The 15,242-nt window shown below is 72.6% G+C and carries 15 protein-coding genes; 8 read left to right on the top strand and 7 right to left on the bottom strand.

Annotated elements, in window-relative coordinates:
• Positions 1-17: 17 nt before the first annotated feature.
• Genes ACFWBW_RS05010 through paaA form a run of 5 tightly spaced genes read right to left on the bottom strand, consistent with a single transcriptional unit; the run spans position 18 to position 3,791 of the window.
• A complete protein-coding gene (locus ACFWBW_RS05010) occupies positions 18-1,178 on the bottom strand; it encodes a 2Fe-2S iron-sulfur cluster-binding protein (RefSeq protein ID WP_385368491.1) in 1,161 nt (386 codons plus the stop codon).
• Positions 1,179-1,712 (bottom strand): 1,2-phenylacetyl-CoA epoxidase subunit PaaD, encoded by a 534-nt coding sequence (gene paaD / locus ACFWBW_RS05005; protein ID WP_385368489.1) that lies wholly within the window; start codon positions 1,710-1,712, stop codon positions 1,179-1,181.
• Positions 1,706-2,464: a 1,2-phenylacetyl-CoA epoxidase subunit PaaC gene (gene paaC, locus ACFWBW_RS05000; RefSeq protein WP_385368487.1), complete on the bottom strand. Its 759-nt coding sequence runs from the start codon at positions 2,462-2,464 to the stop codon at positions 1,706-1,708. The genes paaD and paaC overlap by 7 nt, the downstream gene beginning before the upstream one ends.
• Positions 2,461-2,745 carry a 1,2-phenylacetyl-CoA epoxidase subunit PaaB gene (gene paaB / locus ACFWBW_RS04995; protein ID WP_243331024.1) on the bottom strand — a complete coding sequence of 95 codons (285 nt, stop codon included), beginning with the start codon at positions 2,743-2,745 and terminating at the stop codon, positions 2,461-2,463. The genes paaC and paaB overlap by 4 nt, the downstream gene beginning before the upstream one ends.
• Positions 2,742-3,791, bottom strand: a complete 1,050-nt coding sequence (paaA, locus tag ACFWBW_RS04990; RefSeq protein WP_385368485.1) for a 1,2-phenylacetyl-CoA epoxidase subunit PaaA — start codon at positions 3,789-3,791, stop codon at positions 2,742-2,744. Before paaA ends, paaB begins: the two co-directional genes overlap by 4 nt.
• Before the next feature lie 145 nt (positions 3,792-3,936).
• Between paaA and ACFWBW_RS04985 the strand changes: the two genes are divergently transcribed.
• The 3 genes from ACFWBW_RS04985 to ACFWBW_RS04975 all read left to right on the top strand — a co-directional run bounded on the left by ACFWBW_RS04985 (position 3,937) and on the right by ACFWBW_RS04975 (position 6,847).
• Entirely contained in the window at positions 3,937-4,602 is a 666-nt protein-coding gene (locus ACFWBW_RS04985; RefSeq protein WP_385368483.1) for a DUF5819 family protein, read from the top strand.
• Positions 4,603-4,688: 86 nt separating this feature from the next.
• Entirely contained in the window at positions 4,689-5,876 is a 1,188-nt protein-coding gene (locus tag ACFWBW_RS04980) for an HTTM domain-containing protein (RefSeq protein WP_385368481.1), read from the top strand.
• A gap of 197 nt (positions 5,877-6,073) precedes the next feature.
• On the top strand, positions 6,074-6,847 hold the full coding sequence (locus ACFWBW_RS04975; protein WP_385368479.1) for a TrmH family RNA methyltransferase: 774 nt from the start codon (positions 6,074-6,076) through the stop codon (positions 6,845-6,847).
• A 70-nt stretch (positions 6,848-6,917) separates the two neighbouring features.
• Here ACFWBW_RS04975 and paaN read toward each other — a convergent pair whose 3' ends face one another.
• The gene (gene paaN / locus ACFWBW_RS04970; RefSeq protein WP_385368478.1) at positions 6,918-8,600 is read right to left on the bottom strand and encodes a phenylacetic acid degradation protein PaaN; all 1,683 of its coding nucleotides are present in this window, start codon (positions 8,598-8,600) and stop codon (positions 6,918-6,920) included.
• Between the two features lie 156 nt (positions 8,601-8,756).
• Here paaN and ACFWBW_RS04965 point away from each other — a divergent pair, with 156 nt between their 5' ends.
• Entirely contained in the window at positions 8,757-10,331 is a 1,575-nt protein-coding gene (locus tag ACFWBW_RS04965; protein ID WP_385368476.1) for a 3-hydroxyacyl-CoA dehydrogenase, read from the top strand.
• A complete protein-coding gene (locus tag ACFWBW_RS04960; RefSeq protein ID WP_385368474.1) occupies positions 10,328-10,915 on the top strand; it encodes a TetR/AcrR family transcriptional regulator in 588 nt (195 codons plus the stop codon). Before ACFWBW_RS04965 ends, ACFWBW_RS04960 begins: the two co-directional genes overlap by 4 nt.
• Positions 10,916-10,948: 33 nt before the next feature.
• Here ACFWBW_RS04960 and ACFWBW_RS04955 read toward each other — a convergent pair whose 3' ends face one another.
• Positions 10,949-11,521, bottom strand: coding sequence for an Lrp/AsnC family transcriptional regulator (locus tag ACFWBW_RS04955; RefSeq protein ID WP_385368472.1), 573 nt, complete (start codon positions 11,519-11,521; stop codon positions 10,949-10,951).
• Positions 11,522-11,699: 178 nt separating this feature from the next.
• Here ACFWBW_RS04955 and pdhA point away from each other — a divergent pair, with 178 nt between their 5' ends.
• From pdhA to ACFWBW_RS04940, 3 genes are read left to right on the top strand one after another with little or no spacing between them, the layout of a single operon-like run.
• Positions 11,700-12,851 carry a pyruvate dehydrogenase (acetyl-transferring) E1 component subunit alpha gene (gene pdhA / locus ACFWBW_RS04950; protein WP_385368470.1) on the top strand — a complete coding sequence of 384 codons (1,152 nt, stop codon included), beginning with the start codon at positions 11,700-11,702 and terminating at the stop codon, positions 12,849-12,851.
• Complete coding sequence (locus tag ACFWBW_RS04945; RefSeq protein ID WP_385368468.1) at positions 12,848-13,846, top strand: alpha-ketoacid dehydrogenase subunit beta; 999 nt, start codon at positions 12,848-12,850, stop codon at positions 13,844-13,846. The genes pdhA and ACFWBW_RS04945 overlap by 4 nt, the downstream gene beginning before the upstream one ends.
• Positions 13,846-15,237, top strand: coding sequence for a dihydrolipoamide acetyltransferase family protein (locus ACFWBW_RS04940; protein WP_385368466.1), 1,392 nt, complete (start codon positions 13,846-13,848; stop codon positions 15,235-15,237). The genes ACFWBW_RS04945 and ACFWBW_RS04940 overlap by 1 nt, the downstream gene beginning before the upstream one ends.
• Positions 15,238-15,242: the final 5 nt, after the last annotated feature.

Genomic DNA, 15,242 nt, shown 5'->3' with positions numbered 1-15,242 from the left:
GGACGGCAGCGGCGGGCTCAGCGGTCGAAGTCGATCTCCACGTCCTCCGACACCGGGTGCGACTGGCAGGCCAGCACGAACCCGGCCTCCGTCTCCTGCTCCTCCAGCGCGAAGTTGCGGTCCATCCGCACCTCGCCCGAGACGACGAACGCCCGGCAGGTGCCGCACACCCCGCCCTTGCAGGCGTACGGGGCGTCCGCGCGGGCCCGGAGCACCGCGTCGAGCAGGGATTCGCCGTCGCGCACCGGCCAGGTGCCCGAGCGGCCGTCGAGCCGGGCCGTGACCCGGCCGCGGGTGGTGTCGGCCGAAGCGGGGCGCGCGGGCGGGGCGGTGTCCTCGACGTGGAAGACCTCCTCGTGGACCCGGGTGCGGAGCACGCCGAGCGAGCCCAGCGCCTTCTCCGCTCCCGTCACCAGACCGTACGGCCCGCACAGGAACCAGCCCGTCACCTCCGTGACCGGCAGCAGCGCGGGCAGCAGCTCCGTCAGCCGCTCCTCGCCGAGCCGGCCCGAGGGCAGCCCGGCCTCCTGCTCTTCCCGGGACAGCACGGTGACGAGCTGGAACCGGTCGGGATAGCGGTCCTTGAGGTCGGCGACCTCCTCCAGGAACATCGTCGAGGCCGCGCTGCGGTCGCTGCGCACCAGGCAGAACCGGGCGTCGGTGCGGGCGGCGAGGAGGGTGGCGGCGATCGAGAGCACCGGGGTGATGCCGCTGCCGCCGACGATCGCGGCGTAGTGCGCGGCGGGCGGCGCCGCCACCGGGTCCAGGACGAACCGGCCGGCCGGGACCATCACGTCGAGGACGTCACCGGCGGCGATCTCCTTGTGGGCGTAGGAGGAGAACTCCCCGCCCTCCACCAGCCGCACGCCGACCCGCAGTGCGGCGGGGCCGGGCCCGTCCGCGGCCGGGGCGGGGGAGCAGATCGAGTAGGTGCGCCGCACCTCCGCGTCGCCGGCTCCGCCGCGGCGCAGGGTGAGGTGCTGGCCGGGGGCGTGCCGGTACTCGGCGCGCAGCTCCGGCGGGACGGCCAGGGTCAGGGCGACGGAGTCCTCGGTGAGCCGGTCGACCGCCGTCACCGTCAAGGTGTGGAACGCGCCGTGGCGCGCGGGGCGCGCCGACGCGGCGGTTGCCGGGCCTGCGGGCGCCACCGGCGTGGGCGACGGCGGTGACACGGCCATCTACAGCTCCTTGAAGTGGTCGAACGGTTCGCGGCAGGCGGTGCAGCGGCGCAGCGCCTTGCATGCGGTGGAGGAGAACCGGCTGAGCAGCTCGGTGTCGGTCGATCCGCAGTTCGGGCAGCGGACGGACAGGGTGAGCGGAACCGGTCCGCCGGCGGCGTGCGGCCGCGGCGGGGCGATGCCGAACTCGGCCAGTTTGCGGCGGCCTTCGGCGCTGATGTCGTCGGTGGACCAGGCGGGGGCCAGTACGGTCCGCACCCGGACCTCCGGTATGCCGTGGTCGTTCAGGATCCGCTCGATGTCGGCGGACATGGCCTCGATGGCCGGGCAGCCGGTGTAGGTGGGGGTCAGCGTGACCTCCACGTGGCCGTCCTCGTGCATCCGCACCCCGCGCATCACGCCGAGCTCGGCGAGGGTGAGCACGGGCAGTTCGGGGTCGGGGACGGAGCCTGCCAGCGCGGCCAGCTCCACCTCCAGCCGGGTCTGCTCGGTGCCCGCGGCGGCACTGGTGTCGCCGCGGGTGCCGGTCACCACGATGCCCCCGGGTGGCTGCGGTGCAGGTGCTGCATCTCCGCGAGCAGGCGGCCGAACGACTCGGTGTGCAGTCCCTGCCGGCCGGCTCCCGCGGCCCAGGCGCCGTGCCGCGGCCCCTGGGGCAGTTCCAGTCCGGCCCGCTCCAGTACGCCGCCCAGCGCGGCCAGCCAACGGCCTTCCAGGGCGGCCCAGTCGATCTCTTCGAGCCCGTCCACCGGCTGGAACATCTCCCCGGTGTACTTCCACAGCCCGTCCAGGCCGGCCCGCATCCGGCGCCGGCTCTCCTCGGTCCCGTCGCCGAGCCGAAGCGTCCACTGCTCGGCGTGGTCGTGGTGGTAGGCGGTCTCCTTGACCGCCTTGGCGGCGAGCGGCGCGAACGGGCCGTCGCCGCGCGCGAGTTCCCCGTAGAGCTCGTGCTGGTAGAGCGAGAAGTAGAGCTGGCGCGCGATGGTGTGGGCGAAGTCGCCGTTCGGCTGCTCGACCAGCTGGAGGTTGCGGAAGGACCGCTCCTCGCGGAGGTAGGCCAGCTCGTCCTCGTCGCCGGCCGTCGACAGCAGGACGCGGGCCTGGCCGAGCAGGTCGAGGGCGATGTTGGCGAGCGCGACCTCCTCCTCCAGGACGGGCGCGTGGCCCGCCCACTCGGCGAGGCGGTGCGACAGGATCAGCGCGTCGTCGCCGAGGGCCAGGGCCGCCGTCACGGCGGCCGTCCCCGATTCGGTGCTCGTCGTGGTGCTCGTCTCGGTGCTGGTCACAGGTGCTGCACCCCCTCGGGGATCTCGTAGAAGGTGGGGTGCCGGTAGGGCTTGTCGGCGGACGGGGCGAAGAACGGGTCCCGCTCGTCCGGGGAGGAGGCGGTGATCTCCGTGGAGGGCACCACCCAGATGGAGATGCCCTCGCCGCGCCGGGTGTAGAGATCGCGGGCGTTGCGCAGGGCCATCTCCGCGTCGGGGGCGTGCAGGCTGCCCGCGTGCGTGTGCGAGAGGCCGCGCCGCGAGCGGACGAACACCTCCCACAGGGGCCAGTTCTGCGTCATACCCGAGCCTCGCTTCCGATGGTTGCCGCGGCCGCCGTGGCCGCCGCCTGCTTCTCCGCGTACGCCGCGGCCGCGTCGCGCACCCAGGCGCCTTCCTCGTGCGCCGCGCGGCGCTGTCCGATCCGCTCCTCGTTGCACGGGCCATTGCCCTTGAGCACGTCCCAGAACTCCGTCCAGTCGATGGCTCCGAAGTCGTGGTGCCCGCGCTCCTCGTTCCACTTCAGGTCCGGGTCGGGCAGGGTCAGCCCCAGCGACTCGGCCTGCGGCACCGCGATGTCCACGAAGCGCTGGCGCAACTCGTCGTTGGAGTGGCGCTTGATCCGCCAGGCCATCGACTGCGCCGAGTGCCCCGACTCGGCGTCGGGCGGGCCGAACATCATCAGGGAGGGCCACCACCAGCGGTCGACGGCGTCCTGCGCCATCGCGTGCTGGGCCTCGGTGCCCCGGGAGAGGGCGAGGAGCAGCTCGTACCCCTGGCGCTGGTGGAAGGACTCCTCCTTGCAGATCCGGACCATCGCCCGCGCGTACGGCCCGTAGGAGCAGCGGCAGATCGGGACCTGGTTGGTGATCGCCGCGCCGTCCACGAGCCAGCCGATCGCGCCGACGTCGGCCCAGGTCAGCGTGGGGTAGTTGAAGATCGAGGAGTACTTCTGCTTCCCGGCGTGGAGCTTGTCGAGGAGCTCGTCGCGGCTGGTGCCGAGCGTCTCGGCGGCGCTGTACAGGTACAGGCCGTGGCCGGCCTCGTCCTGGACCTTCGCCATCAGGATCGCCTTGCGGCGCAGGGAGGGCGCGCGGGTGATCCAGTTCGCCTCGGGCTGCATGCCGATGATCTCGGAGTGGGCGTGCTGGGCCATCTGGCGGACCAGGGTGGCGCGGTACTCGTCGGGCATCCAGTCCCGCGGCTCCACTCGCTCGTCGGCCGCCACGGCCGCGTCGAAGGCCGCCGCGAGCTGTGCGCCGAGGTCGGCGCTCACGCCGGTCCCCGCGTCCTGCCCTGCGTCCCGCCCCGCCGCCCCCGATGTCGCTTCCGGGGTCACTGCCACCATCACGGCCCCCTGTCAGAGGTCTTTTCCCGCCTCGTCCCGCCCGACCGACCGATCGTTCGGTTCACACTCTTCAATGGTGGGACGAGGGCCCGTAGGGTGTCAACCTCTGTGGTCAACCCTGTGGGCACCGGATGATCGGGGCGGGATGGATTCGAACGAGCGCGAGCCCCTCGAAGGAGCGGCTCCACCCCCGTCCTGGGCGCCCGGAATCGCCGGCCTGTCCACCCCGTACCGGGTCGTCACGGCCCTCGCGCTCGGCGCGGTGGCGGTGGCCGCCTGCTGGCACCTGACCCTCGTCTTCCTGCACGTGGCCCCGTCCAACACGGTCAGCAAGCAGCACGCGCGCATGATCGACGGCTGGATCTACCCCGAGTTCGAACAGAACTGGAAGCTCTTCGCCCCCAACCCGCTCCAGCAGAACATCGCCGTGGAGGTGCGCGCGCAAGTGCGGACGGGCGAGGGCGAACTGGTGACGGGCAACTGGCGCGGGCTCTCCGCCGAGGACGGCGCGGCCATCCGCCACAGCCTGCTGCCGAGCCACACCGAGCAGAACGAGCTCCGCCGGGCCTGGGACTTCTTCACCACCTCCCACGACGAGGACAACAAGTCCACCGGCGAGCGCGGCGAACTCGCCGAGCAGTACCTGCGCCGGATCGCCCTGGACCGGCTGCGGACCGGTCGGGTCGCGGAGGGCCGGATCGTACGGATCCAGCTGCGCGGGGCGACGACGGAGGTCCCCGCGCCCAAGTGGTCCGACGAGAAGGCCGACACCCAGACGTACTACCGGGAGCTGCCGTGGTGGACGGTGTGAAGGATCCCGGTGTGAAGGCCCCCGGTGTGACGGGGCCCGGTGTGCAGGCTCCCGGGGTGAAGGGACACGGTGTGAAGGGACGCGGTGTGAAGGGGCTCAAGGCTTCCGGCGGCCGGGCGCTCGCCCGGGTCAGCGGGCAGGCGCTGGGGCCGTACCAGAGCGCCGTGGTCCGCATCGGCTTCGCCGGCACCTGGCTGTTCTTCCTGCTGCGCGAGTTCCCGCACCGCCACGAGCTCTACGGGCCGGACGGACCGTGGAGCTGGGAGCTGGCACGGCGGCTGATCGACACGAACCGCGCCTTCACGGTGCTGATGTGGTCGGACTCGGCGCTCTGGTTCGAGATCGTCTACGCCGTGGCCGTGCTGGCGTCCGCCCTGCTGCTGCTGGGCTGGCGCACCCGGGCGACCTCCGTGGTGTTCATGGTCGGAGTGCTGTCCCTGCAGAACCGCAGCGTCTTCATGGGCGACGGCGGGGACAACGTCATCCACCTGATGGCGATCTACCTCGTGCTGACCCGCTGCGCGCAGGTGTGGTCGCTGGATGCCCGCCGCGCGCGGCGACTCGGCGCGGCCTCGGCCGGGCGGGCGGGGCCGGTGCTGTGGGGCGTGCTCGGCGCGGTGTTCGCGTACGGGGCCGCGACGGGGCGGTTCAGCACCGGCTGGCTGGTGGTCTTCACGTCCCTGTGGGTGATCGCCGCGCTGTGGTGGATGGTCGACCGCTACGAGCCGGAGGGGGAGGGGCGGGCGGTCCTCGACGTCCTGGCCAACCTGCTGCACAACGCCGGAATGCTGATGATCATGGTCGAGGTGTGCCTGATCTACGCGACGGCCGGGTGGTACAAGATCCAGGGTTCGCGGTGGCAGGACGGCACGGCGCTGTACTACCCGCTGAACCTGGACTACTTCACTCCGTGGCCCGGGGTCTCGGCCTTCCTCGCGAGCAGCGGCACGCTGGTCATGCTGCTGTCCTACGGGACGGTCGCGGTCCAGGTGGCGTTTCCGTTCACCCTGTTCAACCGGCGGATCAAGAACGTGCTGCTGGCTTTGATGATGCTGGAGCATGCGGGGATCGCGGTGTTGCTGGGCCTGCCGTTCTTCTCGCTGGCGATGATCGCCGCTGACGCGGTGTTTTTGCCGACCGGGTTTCTGGTGTGGCTCGGTGCGTCGGTCGCTGCGCGGCGGGTGGGTGTGGGGCGGCCCGTTCCGGGCCCGGGAGCGGATCCGGAGCCCCACGCGGATCCGGAGCCGGCGCTCCCCAGCCCCGTGCCGCGCTGAGGGCCGGCTGCCCTGCGGGGCGATGTCCCCTACCCGCCCTTCCACCGTTCCCCGGGCGCTGCCCGGACCCCGGTCCTCAAACGCCGGACGGGCTGGAAGGAAGCTGGGGCGCTGCCCGGACCCCGCTCCTCAAACGCCGAGGGGCTGGATTGGGGCGGCGGGGTTGGGCTCGGCCGGCGGGCCGTAGGGTCGGCGGTATGAGTGAGCGGCACGGGACCCCCGACAGCATCGAGGACGCCGAGCGGGAGTGGCGGGAGGCCGCTGCCCGGGAGGATCTGGTGCTTCTCGACGGGTTCCACGCGCTGAAGCACGCGCTGCGGTTCGGGGCGGACGTCCGGATGGTCGTCGCCGACGACCCGGAAGCCGTACGCGCCCTCGCGCGCGAGCTGGCGCAGGACGTGGAGGCGGACGTCGCCCGGCTGGTGCGGCGGGCTCCGCTCAAGGGGCTGCTGGCGCGGGTGCACCCCACGGGGGTGGCGGCGCTCGCGGTCCGGCCCGACCGGGCCGAGGGGCGGACCCGGCTCGACGCACGGCCCAGGACGGCCCCGATCGTGCTCCTCGACAACCCCCGCAACCTGGGCAACGTCGGCGCCGTCGTCCGGCTCGCCGCCGGCTTCGGTGCCACCGGCGTGGTCACCCGGGGGGATCTGGACCCCTGGCACCCCAACGTGGTCCGGGCCGGCGCGGGGCTGCACTACGCCACCACCGTGGACCGGGTGGAGCTCGCCGCGCTGCCGCCCGGCCCGTTGTACGCACTCGACCCGGAGGGCGAGGACATCCGCGCCCTCACCCTCCCGGACGAGGCCCTGCTCGCCTTCGGCTCGGAACGCCACGGCATCTCGCCCGAGCTGCGCGCCCGCGCCGATCACCTGGTGTCCCTGCCGATGCGTCCGCAGGTCTCCAGCTACAACCTGGCCACCAGCGTGGCCATGGCCCTCTTCCACTGGGGTGGGCCGAAGGAGACCTCCTAGTGCTGTGGCCGGCGAGGTGCCGTGCCGGGCGTCGTGACCCGGTGAACCTTTCCGGTCACAGCACTAGGCGTCAGCCCTGGCGGCGGACCTCCACCACGCGGAAGCGGTTCGACACGAACGCCCCGTCGCACAGCGCGGCGTTCGCCGCGGGGTTACCGCCGGAGCCGTGGAAGTCGGAGAAGGCCGCGGTCTGGTTCACATAGACCCCGCCCGTCAGGTTCAGCGAGAGCTGCGCCGACTCCTCCAGGCAGACCTCCTCGATGGCCCGCTCGGTGTCCGCGGACGTGGTGTACGCGCCGACCGTCATGGCGCCCTTCTCGCGGACCGTGCGCCGCAGCAGGTCGAGGGCGCTCTGAGTGGAGTCGACCGCCACCGCGAAGGAGACCGGGCCGAAGCACTCCGAGAGGTAGGGGGCGGAGTCGTCCGGCTTGGCCGAGTCCAGCTTCACCATCACCGGCGTGCGCACGACCGCGCCCGGGAACTCGGGGTTCGTCACCTCGCGCGAGGCCAGCGCGACCTCGCCGAGCCCGGCCGCGGCCTCCAGGCGGGCCTTCACGTCCGGGTTGACCAGCGCGCCGAGCAGGGCGTTGGCCCGCGCGTCGTCGCCGAGCAGGCCGCCGACCGCGCCCGCGAGGTCGGAGACGACCTCGTCGTAGGACTTGTGCCCGGCGTCCGTCTCGATGCCGTCGCGCGGGATCAGCAGGTTCTGCGGGGTGGTGCACATCTGGCCGCTGTAGAGGGACAGGGAGAACGCCAGGTTGGACAGCATCCCCTTGTAGTTGTCGGTGGAGTCCAGGACGACGGTGTTGACGCCGGCCTTCTCCGTGTAGACCTGCGCCTGGCGGGCGTTGGTCTCCAGCCAGTCGCCGAACTCGGTGGACCCGGTGTAGTCGATGACCTTGATCTCGGGGCGGACGGCGAGCTCCTTGGCGATGCCCTCGCCCGGACGCTCCACGGCCAGCGCGACCAGGTTCGGGTCGAAGCCGGACTCGGCGAGGACCTCGCGGGCCACCTGGACGGTCAGCGCCAGCGGGAGCACGGCGCGCGGGTGCGGCTTGACCAGCACCGGGTTGCCCGTGGCCAGGGAGGCGAAGATGCCCGGGTAGCCGTTCCAGGTGGGGAAGGTGTTGCAGCCGATCATCAGGGAGATGCCGCGCGGGACCGCCGTGAAGGTCTTGCCGAGTTCGAGGGGGTCCTTCTTGCCCTGCGGCTTCGACCAGTCGGCCTGCCCCGGGACGCGGGTCTGCTCCTCGTACGCGTAGGCGATCGCCTCCAGGCCGCGGTCCTGTGCGTGCGGGCCGCCCGCCTGGAACGCCATCATGAAGGCCTGGCCGCTGGTGTGCATGACCGCGTGCGCGAACTCGTGCGTCCGCGCCGAGATCCGGGCCAGGATCTCGATGCAGACCAGGGCGCGCGCCTCGGGCCCGGCATCGCGCCAGGCACCCATGCCGGCCCGCATCGCGGGCAGCAGCACCTCCGGGTCCACGTGCGGGTACTCGACGCCGAGCTCCACGCCGTAGGGGGAGGTCTCCGCACCCGTCCAGCCGTCGGTGCCGGGCTGCCCGAGGTCGAGCCGGGTGCCGCGCAGCGCCTCGAAGGCGGCGAGGCCGTCGGCCGGCGCGGTCTCCCCGTACGCCTTGGGGTGCTCGGGGTGCGGGGACCAGTACGCGCGGCTGCGGATCGTGGCCAGCGCCTGGTCCAGGGTGGGCCGGTGCTTGGCGGACAGCTGGGGGACGGTGAGCTCGGCGGCCATCAGGGACCAACTCCTCTTTGAGCCGGGCGGGATCAGGCGATCGGGGCGGCAAGAAGGGATGAGAAAGAGCAGACTGGAGTTAGAGTAACCGAACGATCGGTCGGGACAAGAGGGCCCGGCAGACCTGTGGACAAGTCGGTGCGGGAGGATCTGGGCATGACAGCAATCGAGCGGTCCCGCACAGTGGCGGTCGTCGGCGCCGGCACCATGGGGCAGGGCATCGCCCAAGTCGCCCTCCTCGCAGGTCACCGCGTGCTGATCTACGACATCAACGCCTCGCTCGCCGCCGACGCGGTCGGCTTCGTCCAGGACCGCGTCGAGCGGATGGCCGCCAAGGGCCGGCTGGACCGTGCCGAGGCCGAGGACGCGATCGGCCGGATCGCATCGGCGGCCGCGCTGGCGGAGCTGGCCGGCGCGGGCCTCGTGGTGGAGGCGGTCGTCGAGGACGCCACCGTCAAGCGGGCCCTGTTCGCGGCGCTCGAAGAGGTGGTTTCACCGGAGGCGCTGCTGGCCACCAACACCTCCTCCCTCTCGGTCACCGAGCTCGCCGCCGGACTGGCGCACCCCGGCCGTTTCCTGGGCCTGCACTTCTTCAACCCGGCCCCGCTGCTCCCGCTGGTCGAGGTGGTCTCCGGGTTCGCCACGGACCCCGCCGCCGCGACCCGCGCGTACGCCACCGTCCTGGGCTGGGGGAAGACGCCGGTGCGCTGCGCCGACACCCCGGGCTTCATCGTCAACCGGATCGCCCGGCCCTTCTACGCCGAGGCCTTCGCGGTGTACGAGGAGCAGGGCGCCGACCCGGCCACCATCGACGCCGTGCTCCGCGAGAGCGGCGGCTTCAAGATGGGCCCCTTCGCGCTGACCGACCTCATCGGCCAGGACGTGAACGAGGCCGTCACCCGCTCGGTGTGGGAGTCCTTCTTCCGCAGCCCCAAGTTCACCCCCTCCCTCGCGCAGCGCCGGCTGGTCCAGTCGGGCCGCCTCGGCCGCAAGTCGGGCCACGGCTGGTACCCCTACGGCCCCGACGCGAAGGCCCCCGTCCCGCACACCGCGGGCCCCGAGGAGGCGCCCGCGAAGGTGACCGTCGTCGGTGACCTCGGGCCGGCCTCGGACCTCCTCGACCTTCTGGAGGAGGCCGGGATCGCGGTCACGGCCGTCCCGCACGGGGGCCCGTACATCCAGCTCCCCGGCGAGGGGCAGCTCGTGCTCGCCGACGGCAAGACGGCGATCGAGTTCGCCGACGTCGTCTACTTCGACCTCGCCTTCGACTACCGCGGCGCCACCCGGATCGCGCTCTCCGTCAGCGAGGACACCAGCGAGCGGACGCTCGAAGAGGCCGTCGGGCTGTTCCAGAAGCTCGGCAAGAAGGTCTCCGTCATCGGCGACGTCCCCGGCATGATCGTCGCCCGGACGGTCGCGATGCTGATCGACCTCACCGCCGACGCCGTCGCGCGCGGGGTGGCGGGCGCCGAGGACATCGACACGGCGATGCGGCTCGGGGTCAACTACCCGGCGGGCCCCGCCGAATGGCACGACAAGCTCGGCCGCGACTGGGCGTACGACCTGCTGCACCACCTCGACGAGCGCTGCCCCGGCGGCCGGTACGCGCCCTCGCTGGCGCTGTACAAGCTGGGCTACGCGGCGGGGTCCGACGAGGATTCAGAGGGCGCGGACGACGCGGACGGCACGGACGGCGAGGGCCCGGACGACGAGGCGGGGGACACGGAATGACCACGGTCAAGCGGGACACGTACACGCCCGAGACGCTCCTTTCCGTCGCCGTCCAGATCTTCAACGAGCGCGGCTACGACGGCACCTCGATGGAGCACCTCTCCAAGGCCGCCGGCATCTCGAAGTCCTCGATCTACCACCACGTCGCCGGCAAGGAGGAGCTGCTCCACCGCGCCGTCAGCCGGGCCCTGGACGAGCTCTTCGCGGTCCTGGCGGAGCCGGGGGCGATACGGGGCCGCGCGGTCGAACGCGTCGAGTACGTCACGCGCCGCACGGTCGAGGTCCTCGCCCGGGAGCTCCCCTACGTGACCCTGCTGCTGCGGGTCCGGGGCAACACCCGCACCGAGCGCTGGGCCCTGGAGCGCCGCCGAGAGTTCGATCACCAGGTCGCGGAGCTGCTGAAGGCCGCCGCCGCCGAGGGTGACCTGCGCGCGGACGTGGACATCCGGCTCGCCACCCGGCTGCTCTTCGGCATGGTCAACTCGCTGGTCGAGTGGTACCGCCCGCACCCGGGCACCACCCCCGACCAGCTGGCGGACGCGGTCGTCAGCATGGCCCTGGACGGCCTGCGCACGGCCCGCTGACCCTACGGATGGCCAGGAATTCCGGAGCGGGCCTCAGTCCTCGGTGATGGTGGGGCCGGCGCTCTGGTCGCGGGCCAGCAGATCCGTTTCCTCGAAGACCAGCAGGGTCCGCGTGGACAGGACCTCCGGTATGGACTGGAGGCGGGTCAGGACCAGCTCGCGCAGGGTGCGGTTGTCCGGGGTGTGGACCAGGAGCAGGACGTCGAAATCGCCGCTGACCAGGGCGATGTGGGCGGCGCCGGGGAGCTCGCGGAGCTGTTCGCGGACCGTGCGCCAGGAATTCTGGACGATCTTCAGGGTGATATAGGCGGAAGCGCCCTGACCTGCCCGTTCGTGGTTGACGCGGGCGGTGAACCCCCGGATCACCCCGTCGTCGATGAGGCGGTTGATCCGGGCGTAGGCATTGGCCCGGGACACGTGTACCTGCTCGGCGACGGAGCGTATCGAGGCACGGCCGTCCGCCTGGAGCAGCCGCACGATCGACCGGTCGATCGGATCGAGCGGGCGGGGCGGTGGCGCCGGCGCGGGGGATACCGGCGGTACGGGTGCGCCCCCGAGTGCGCCCCCCGCTCCGGAACCGGCTCCGGCCATTTGTTCATCCGTCATCGCCCGATGCCTGCCTCTCCTGGACGTCCTGCACCCATACCAGGGCGTCGGCGCCACTTTGTCCACAGCCTGGCGCCGCCTGTAGCCAAATTGCCCGGACAACCGAACAATCGGTAGGTGAGGCGCCTCACACCCGGGGCCCTTTCTGCCCGCTTCCCACGAGGAGGTGTACGCCGCCATGACGGTCCAAGAGCTGCCCGGTGCTGGTGCGTCCCACCGCTCCACCCCGCCGCCCGCCTGGAGGCCCCGTACGGATGCCGCCCCGCTGCTCCCGGACCCCGAGCCGTACCGCGTGCTGGGCACCCCGGCCGCCGACCGGCTCGACCCCGAGCTGATGCGCCGGTGCTACGCCGAGCTGGTGCGCGGACGCCGCTACAACGCCCAGGCCACCGCCCTCACCAAGCAGGGCCGTCTGGCCGTATACCCCTCCACCGTCGGCCAGGAGGCGTGCGAGATCGCCGCCGCGATGGTCCTGGAGGAGCAGGACTGGCTCTTCCCGAGCTACCGCGACACCCTCGCGGCCGTGGCGCGCGGACTGGATCCCGTACAGGCGCTGACGCTGCTGCGCGGCGACTGGCACACCGGGTACGACCCGCGCGAGCACCGGATAGCGCCCCTCTCGACGCCGCTGGCCACCCAGCTGCCGCACGCGGTCGGCCTGGCGCACGCCGCCCGGCTGCGCGGTGACGACGTGGTCGCCCTCGCCATGGTCGGCGACGGCGGCACCAGCGAGGGCGATTTCCACGAGGCCATGAACTTCGCCGCCGTCTGGCAGGCACCGGTCGTCTTCCTCGTGCAGAACAACGGCTTCGCGATATCCGTCCCGCTCGCCAAGCAGACCGCCGCCCCGACCCTGGCCCACAAGGCCGTGGGGTACGGGATGCCCGGCCGCCTCGTCGACGGCAACGACATCGCCGCCATGCACGAGGTGCTGTCCGAGGCGGTCCGGCGGGCCCGGTCCGGCGGCGGACCGACCATGATCGAAGCCGTCACGTACCGCATAGAGGCGCACACCAATGCAGACGACGCCACCCGCTACCGCAGCGACGCCGAGGTCGAGGCCTGGAAGGCGCACGACCCGATCGAGCTGCTGGAGCGCGAGCTGACCGCGCGCGGGCTGCTGGACGAGGCGGGCATCAAGGCCGCCAAGGACGCGGCCGAGGCGATGGCGGCGGCGCTCCGCGACGGGATGAACGCGGAGCCCGTGCTCGACCCGATGGACCTCTTCGAAAACGTCTACGCGGGGCAGACCGACCGCCTGCGCGAACAGGCGGCCATGCTCCGTGCCGAGCTGGACGCGGCCGAGCAGGAAGAGGGGGACGGATCGTGACCACGGTGGCGGTGAAGCCGGCGACGATGGCGCAGGCCCTGAACCGGGCCATGCGCGACGCGATGGCCGAGGACCCGACCGTCCACATCATGGGCGAGGACGTCGGCGCGCTCGGCGGGGTCTTCCGCATCACGGACGGCCTCGCGAAGGAGTTCGGCGAGGACCGCTGCATGGACACCCCGCTCGCCGAGGCCGGGATCCTCGGCGCGGCCGTCGGCATGGCCATGTACGGGCTGCGGCCGGTCGTGGAGATGCAGTTCGACGCGTTCGCGTACCCGGCCTTCGAGCAGCTGTTCTCGCACGTGGCGAAGATGCGCAACCGCACGCGGGGCGCGATGTCGCTGCCGATCACCATCCGCGTGCCGTACGGCGGCGGGATCGGCGGGGTGGAGCACCACTGCGACTCCTCCGAGGCGTACTACGTGGCCACGCCCGGCCTCACCGTCGTAACCCCGGCGACGGTCGAGGACGCGTACGGACTGCTGCGCGCCTCGATAGCCAGCGACGACCCGGTGATCTTCCTGGAGCCTAAGCGGCTGTACTGGTCCAAGTCCGACTGGTCGCCCGACGCGCCCGCGGAGGTTCCCGGGATCGGCAAGGCGCTCGTCCGGCGCACCGGCACCAGCGCGACGCTGATCACCTACGGGCCCTCCCTGCCGGTGTGCCTGGAGGCGGCCGAGGCGGCCCGCGAGGAGGGCTGGGACCTGGAGGTCGTGGACCTGCGCTCGCTGGTCCCCTTCGACGAGGAGACCGTCGTGGCCTCCGTACGCCGGACCGGGCGCGCGGTGGTGGTCCACGAGTCCGGCGGCTTCGGCGGACCGGGCGCGGAGATCGCCGCCCGGGTCACGGAGCGCTGCTTCCACCACCTGGAAGCGCCCGTGCTGCGCGTCACCGGTTTCGACATCCCGTATCCGCCGCCGATGCTGGAGAAGCACCACCTGCCCGGCGTGGACCGGATCCTGGACACCGTGGGACGTCTGCAGTGGGAGAACTGATGCCGCAGGTCATGGAGTTCAAGCTGCCGGACCTGGGAGAAGGGCTCACCGAGGCGGAGATCGTCCGCTGGCTGGTGGCGGTCGGCGACGTCGTCGCCATCGACCAGCCCGTCGTCGAGGTCGAGACGGCCAAGGCGATGGTGGAGGTGCCCTGCCCTTACGGGGGCGTGGTCACCGCCCGCTTCGGCGAGGAGGGGACCGAACTGCCCGTCGGCGCCCCGCTGATCATGGTGGCCGTGGGTGCGGCGTGCGTGCCGGCCGATGCCGCCGCTTCCGGAGGGGCCTCGGACTCCGTGAACGCGCCCCGGCCCTTGATCGGGTACGGCTCGGACCATTCACGTCCGGCGCGTCGGAGGCGGGTGCGACCCGGCTCCGCCGCGCCGGGGGCCGCTCCCGCGGGTCCGGCTCCGGCTCCGGCCGGGGTCCCGGCTGTCGCGGTGTCGGCGGTCACGGCACCTGCCGTCATGGCACCTGCCGTCACGGCACCGGCGGCCACCGCACCGGCCGTCGTCGCCGGACCCGTGCCCGTCATCTCGCCGCTGGTGCGCAAGCTGGCCCGGGACCACGGGGTGGACCTGCGCGCCCTGCGCGGCTCGGGCCCCGACGGCCTGATCCTGCGCGCGGACGTCGAGAAGGCGCTGCGCGCACCGGAGCAGGCACCGGCCGCCGCGGCCCCCGTCGCCGCCTCCACGGCGCCGGAGGGCGCCACGCGGATCCCCCTCAAGGGGGTGCGCGGGGCGGTCGCCGACAAGCTGTCGCGCAGCCGGCGCGAGATCCCGGACGCCACCTGCTGGGTCGACGCGGACGCCACCGAGCTGATGGCGACCCGGGCGGCGATGAACGCCGCGGGCGGCCCCAAGATCTCGGTGCTCGCACTGCTCGCCCGCATCTGCACGGCGGCGCTGGCCCGCCACCCGGAGCTCAACTCCACGGTGGACCTGGCGGCGAACGAGATCGTCCGGCTGCCGGCCGTGCACCTGGGCTTCGCCGCGCAGACGGAGCGGGGGCTGATGGTCCCGGTGGTCCGGGACGCGCAGACGCGCAGCGCGGAGTCGCTGTCGGCCGAGTTCGCCCGGCTCACGGAGCTTGCCCGGGCCGGGAAGCTGGCCCCGGCCGATCTGACGGGCGGCACCTTCACCCTGAACAACTACGGGGTGTTCGGGGTGGACGGCTCCACGCCGATCATCAACCACCCCGAGGCGGCGATGCTCGGTGTGGGCCGGATCATCCCGAAGCCGTGGGTGCACCAGGGGGAGTTGGCGGTCCGGCAGGTCGTGCAGTTGTCACTGACGTTCGATCACCGGGTGTGTGATGGCGGGACCGCGGGTGGGTTCCTGCGGTACGTCGCCGACTGCGTGGAGTCGCCGTCGGTGCTGCTGCGCAGCCTTTAGCTCCG

The sequence above is a fragment of the Streptomyces sp. NPDC059957 genome (genome assembly GCF_042730015.1).
In the GTDB taxonomy this organism is placed as follows: Bacteria; Actinomycetota; Actinomycetes; order Streptomycetales; family Streptomycetaceae; genus Streptomyces.
Note: the sequence above shows the minus strand (reverse complement) of the source record. Positions and strands in the feature narration are given on the sequence as shown.

What these genes read in the sequence shown, in the direction of transcription:
- paaB (WP_243331024.1), bottom strand. Translation starts at nt 2,745, where the DNA reads ATGACGCAGAACTGGCCCCTGTGGGAGGTGTTCGTCCGCTCGCGGCGC.
- ACFWBW_RS04960 (WP_385368474.1), top strand. Translation starts at nt 10,328, where the DNA reads ATGACCACGGTCAAGCGGGACACGTACACGCCCGAGACGCTCCTTTCC.
- paaA (WP_385368485.1), bottom strand. Translation starts at nt 3,791, where the DNA reads ATGGTGGCAGTGACCCCGGAAGCGACATCGGGGGCGGCGGGGCGGGAC.
- ACFWBW_RS05010 (WP_385368491.1), bottom strand. Translation starts at nt 1,178, where the DNA reads ATGGCCGTGTCACCGCCGTCGCCCACGCCGGTGGCGCCCGCAGGCCCG.
- ACFWBW_RS04940 (WP_385368466.1), top strand. Translation starts at nt 13,846, where the DNA reads ATGCCGCAGGTCATGGAGTTCAAGCTGCCGGACCTGGGAGAAGGGCTC.
- ACFWBW_RS04965 (WP_385368476.1), top strand. Translation starts at nt 8,757, where the DNA reads ATGACAGCAATCGAGCGGTCCCGCACAGTGGCGGTCGTCGGCGCCGGC.
- pdhA (WP_385368470.1), top strand. Translation starts at nt 11,700, where the DNA reads ATGACGGTCCAAGAGCTGCCCGGTGCTGGTGCGTCCCACCGCTCCACC.
- ACFWBW_RS04955 (WP_385368472.1), bottom strand. Translation starts at nt 11,521, where the DNA reads ATGACGGATGAACAAATGGCCGGAGCCGGTTCCGGAGCGGGGGGCGCA.
- paaN (WP_385368478.1), bottom strand. Translation starts at nt 8,600, where the DNA reads ATGGCCGCCGAGCTCACCGTCCCCCAGCTGTCCGCCAAGCACCGGCCC.
- ACFWBW_RS04975 (WP_385368479.1), top strand. Translation starts at nt 6,074, where the DNA reads ATGAGTGAGCGGCACGGGACCCCCGACAGCATCGAGGACGCCGAGCGG.
- ACFWBW_RS04985 (WP_385368483.1), top strand. Translation starts at nt 3,937, where the DNA reads ATGGATTCGAACGAGCGCGAGCCCCTCGAAGGAGCGGCTCCACCCCCG.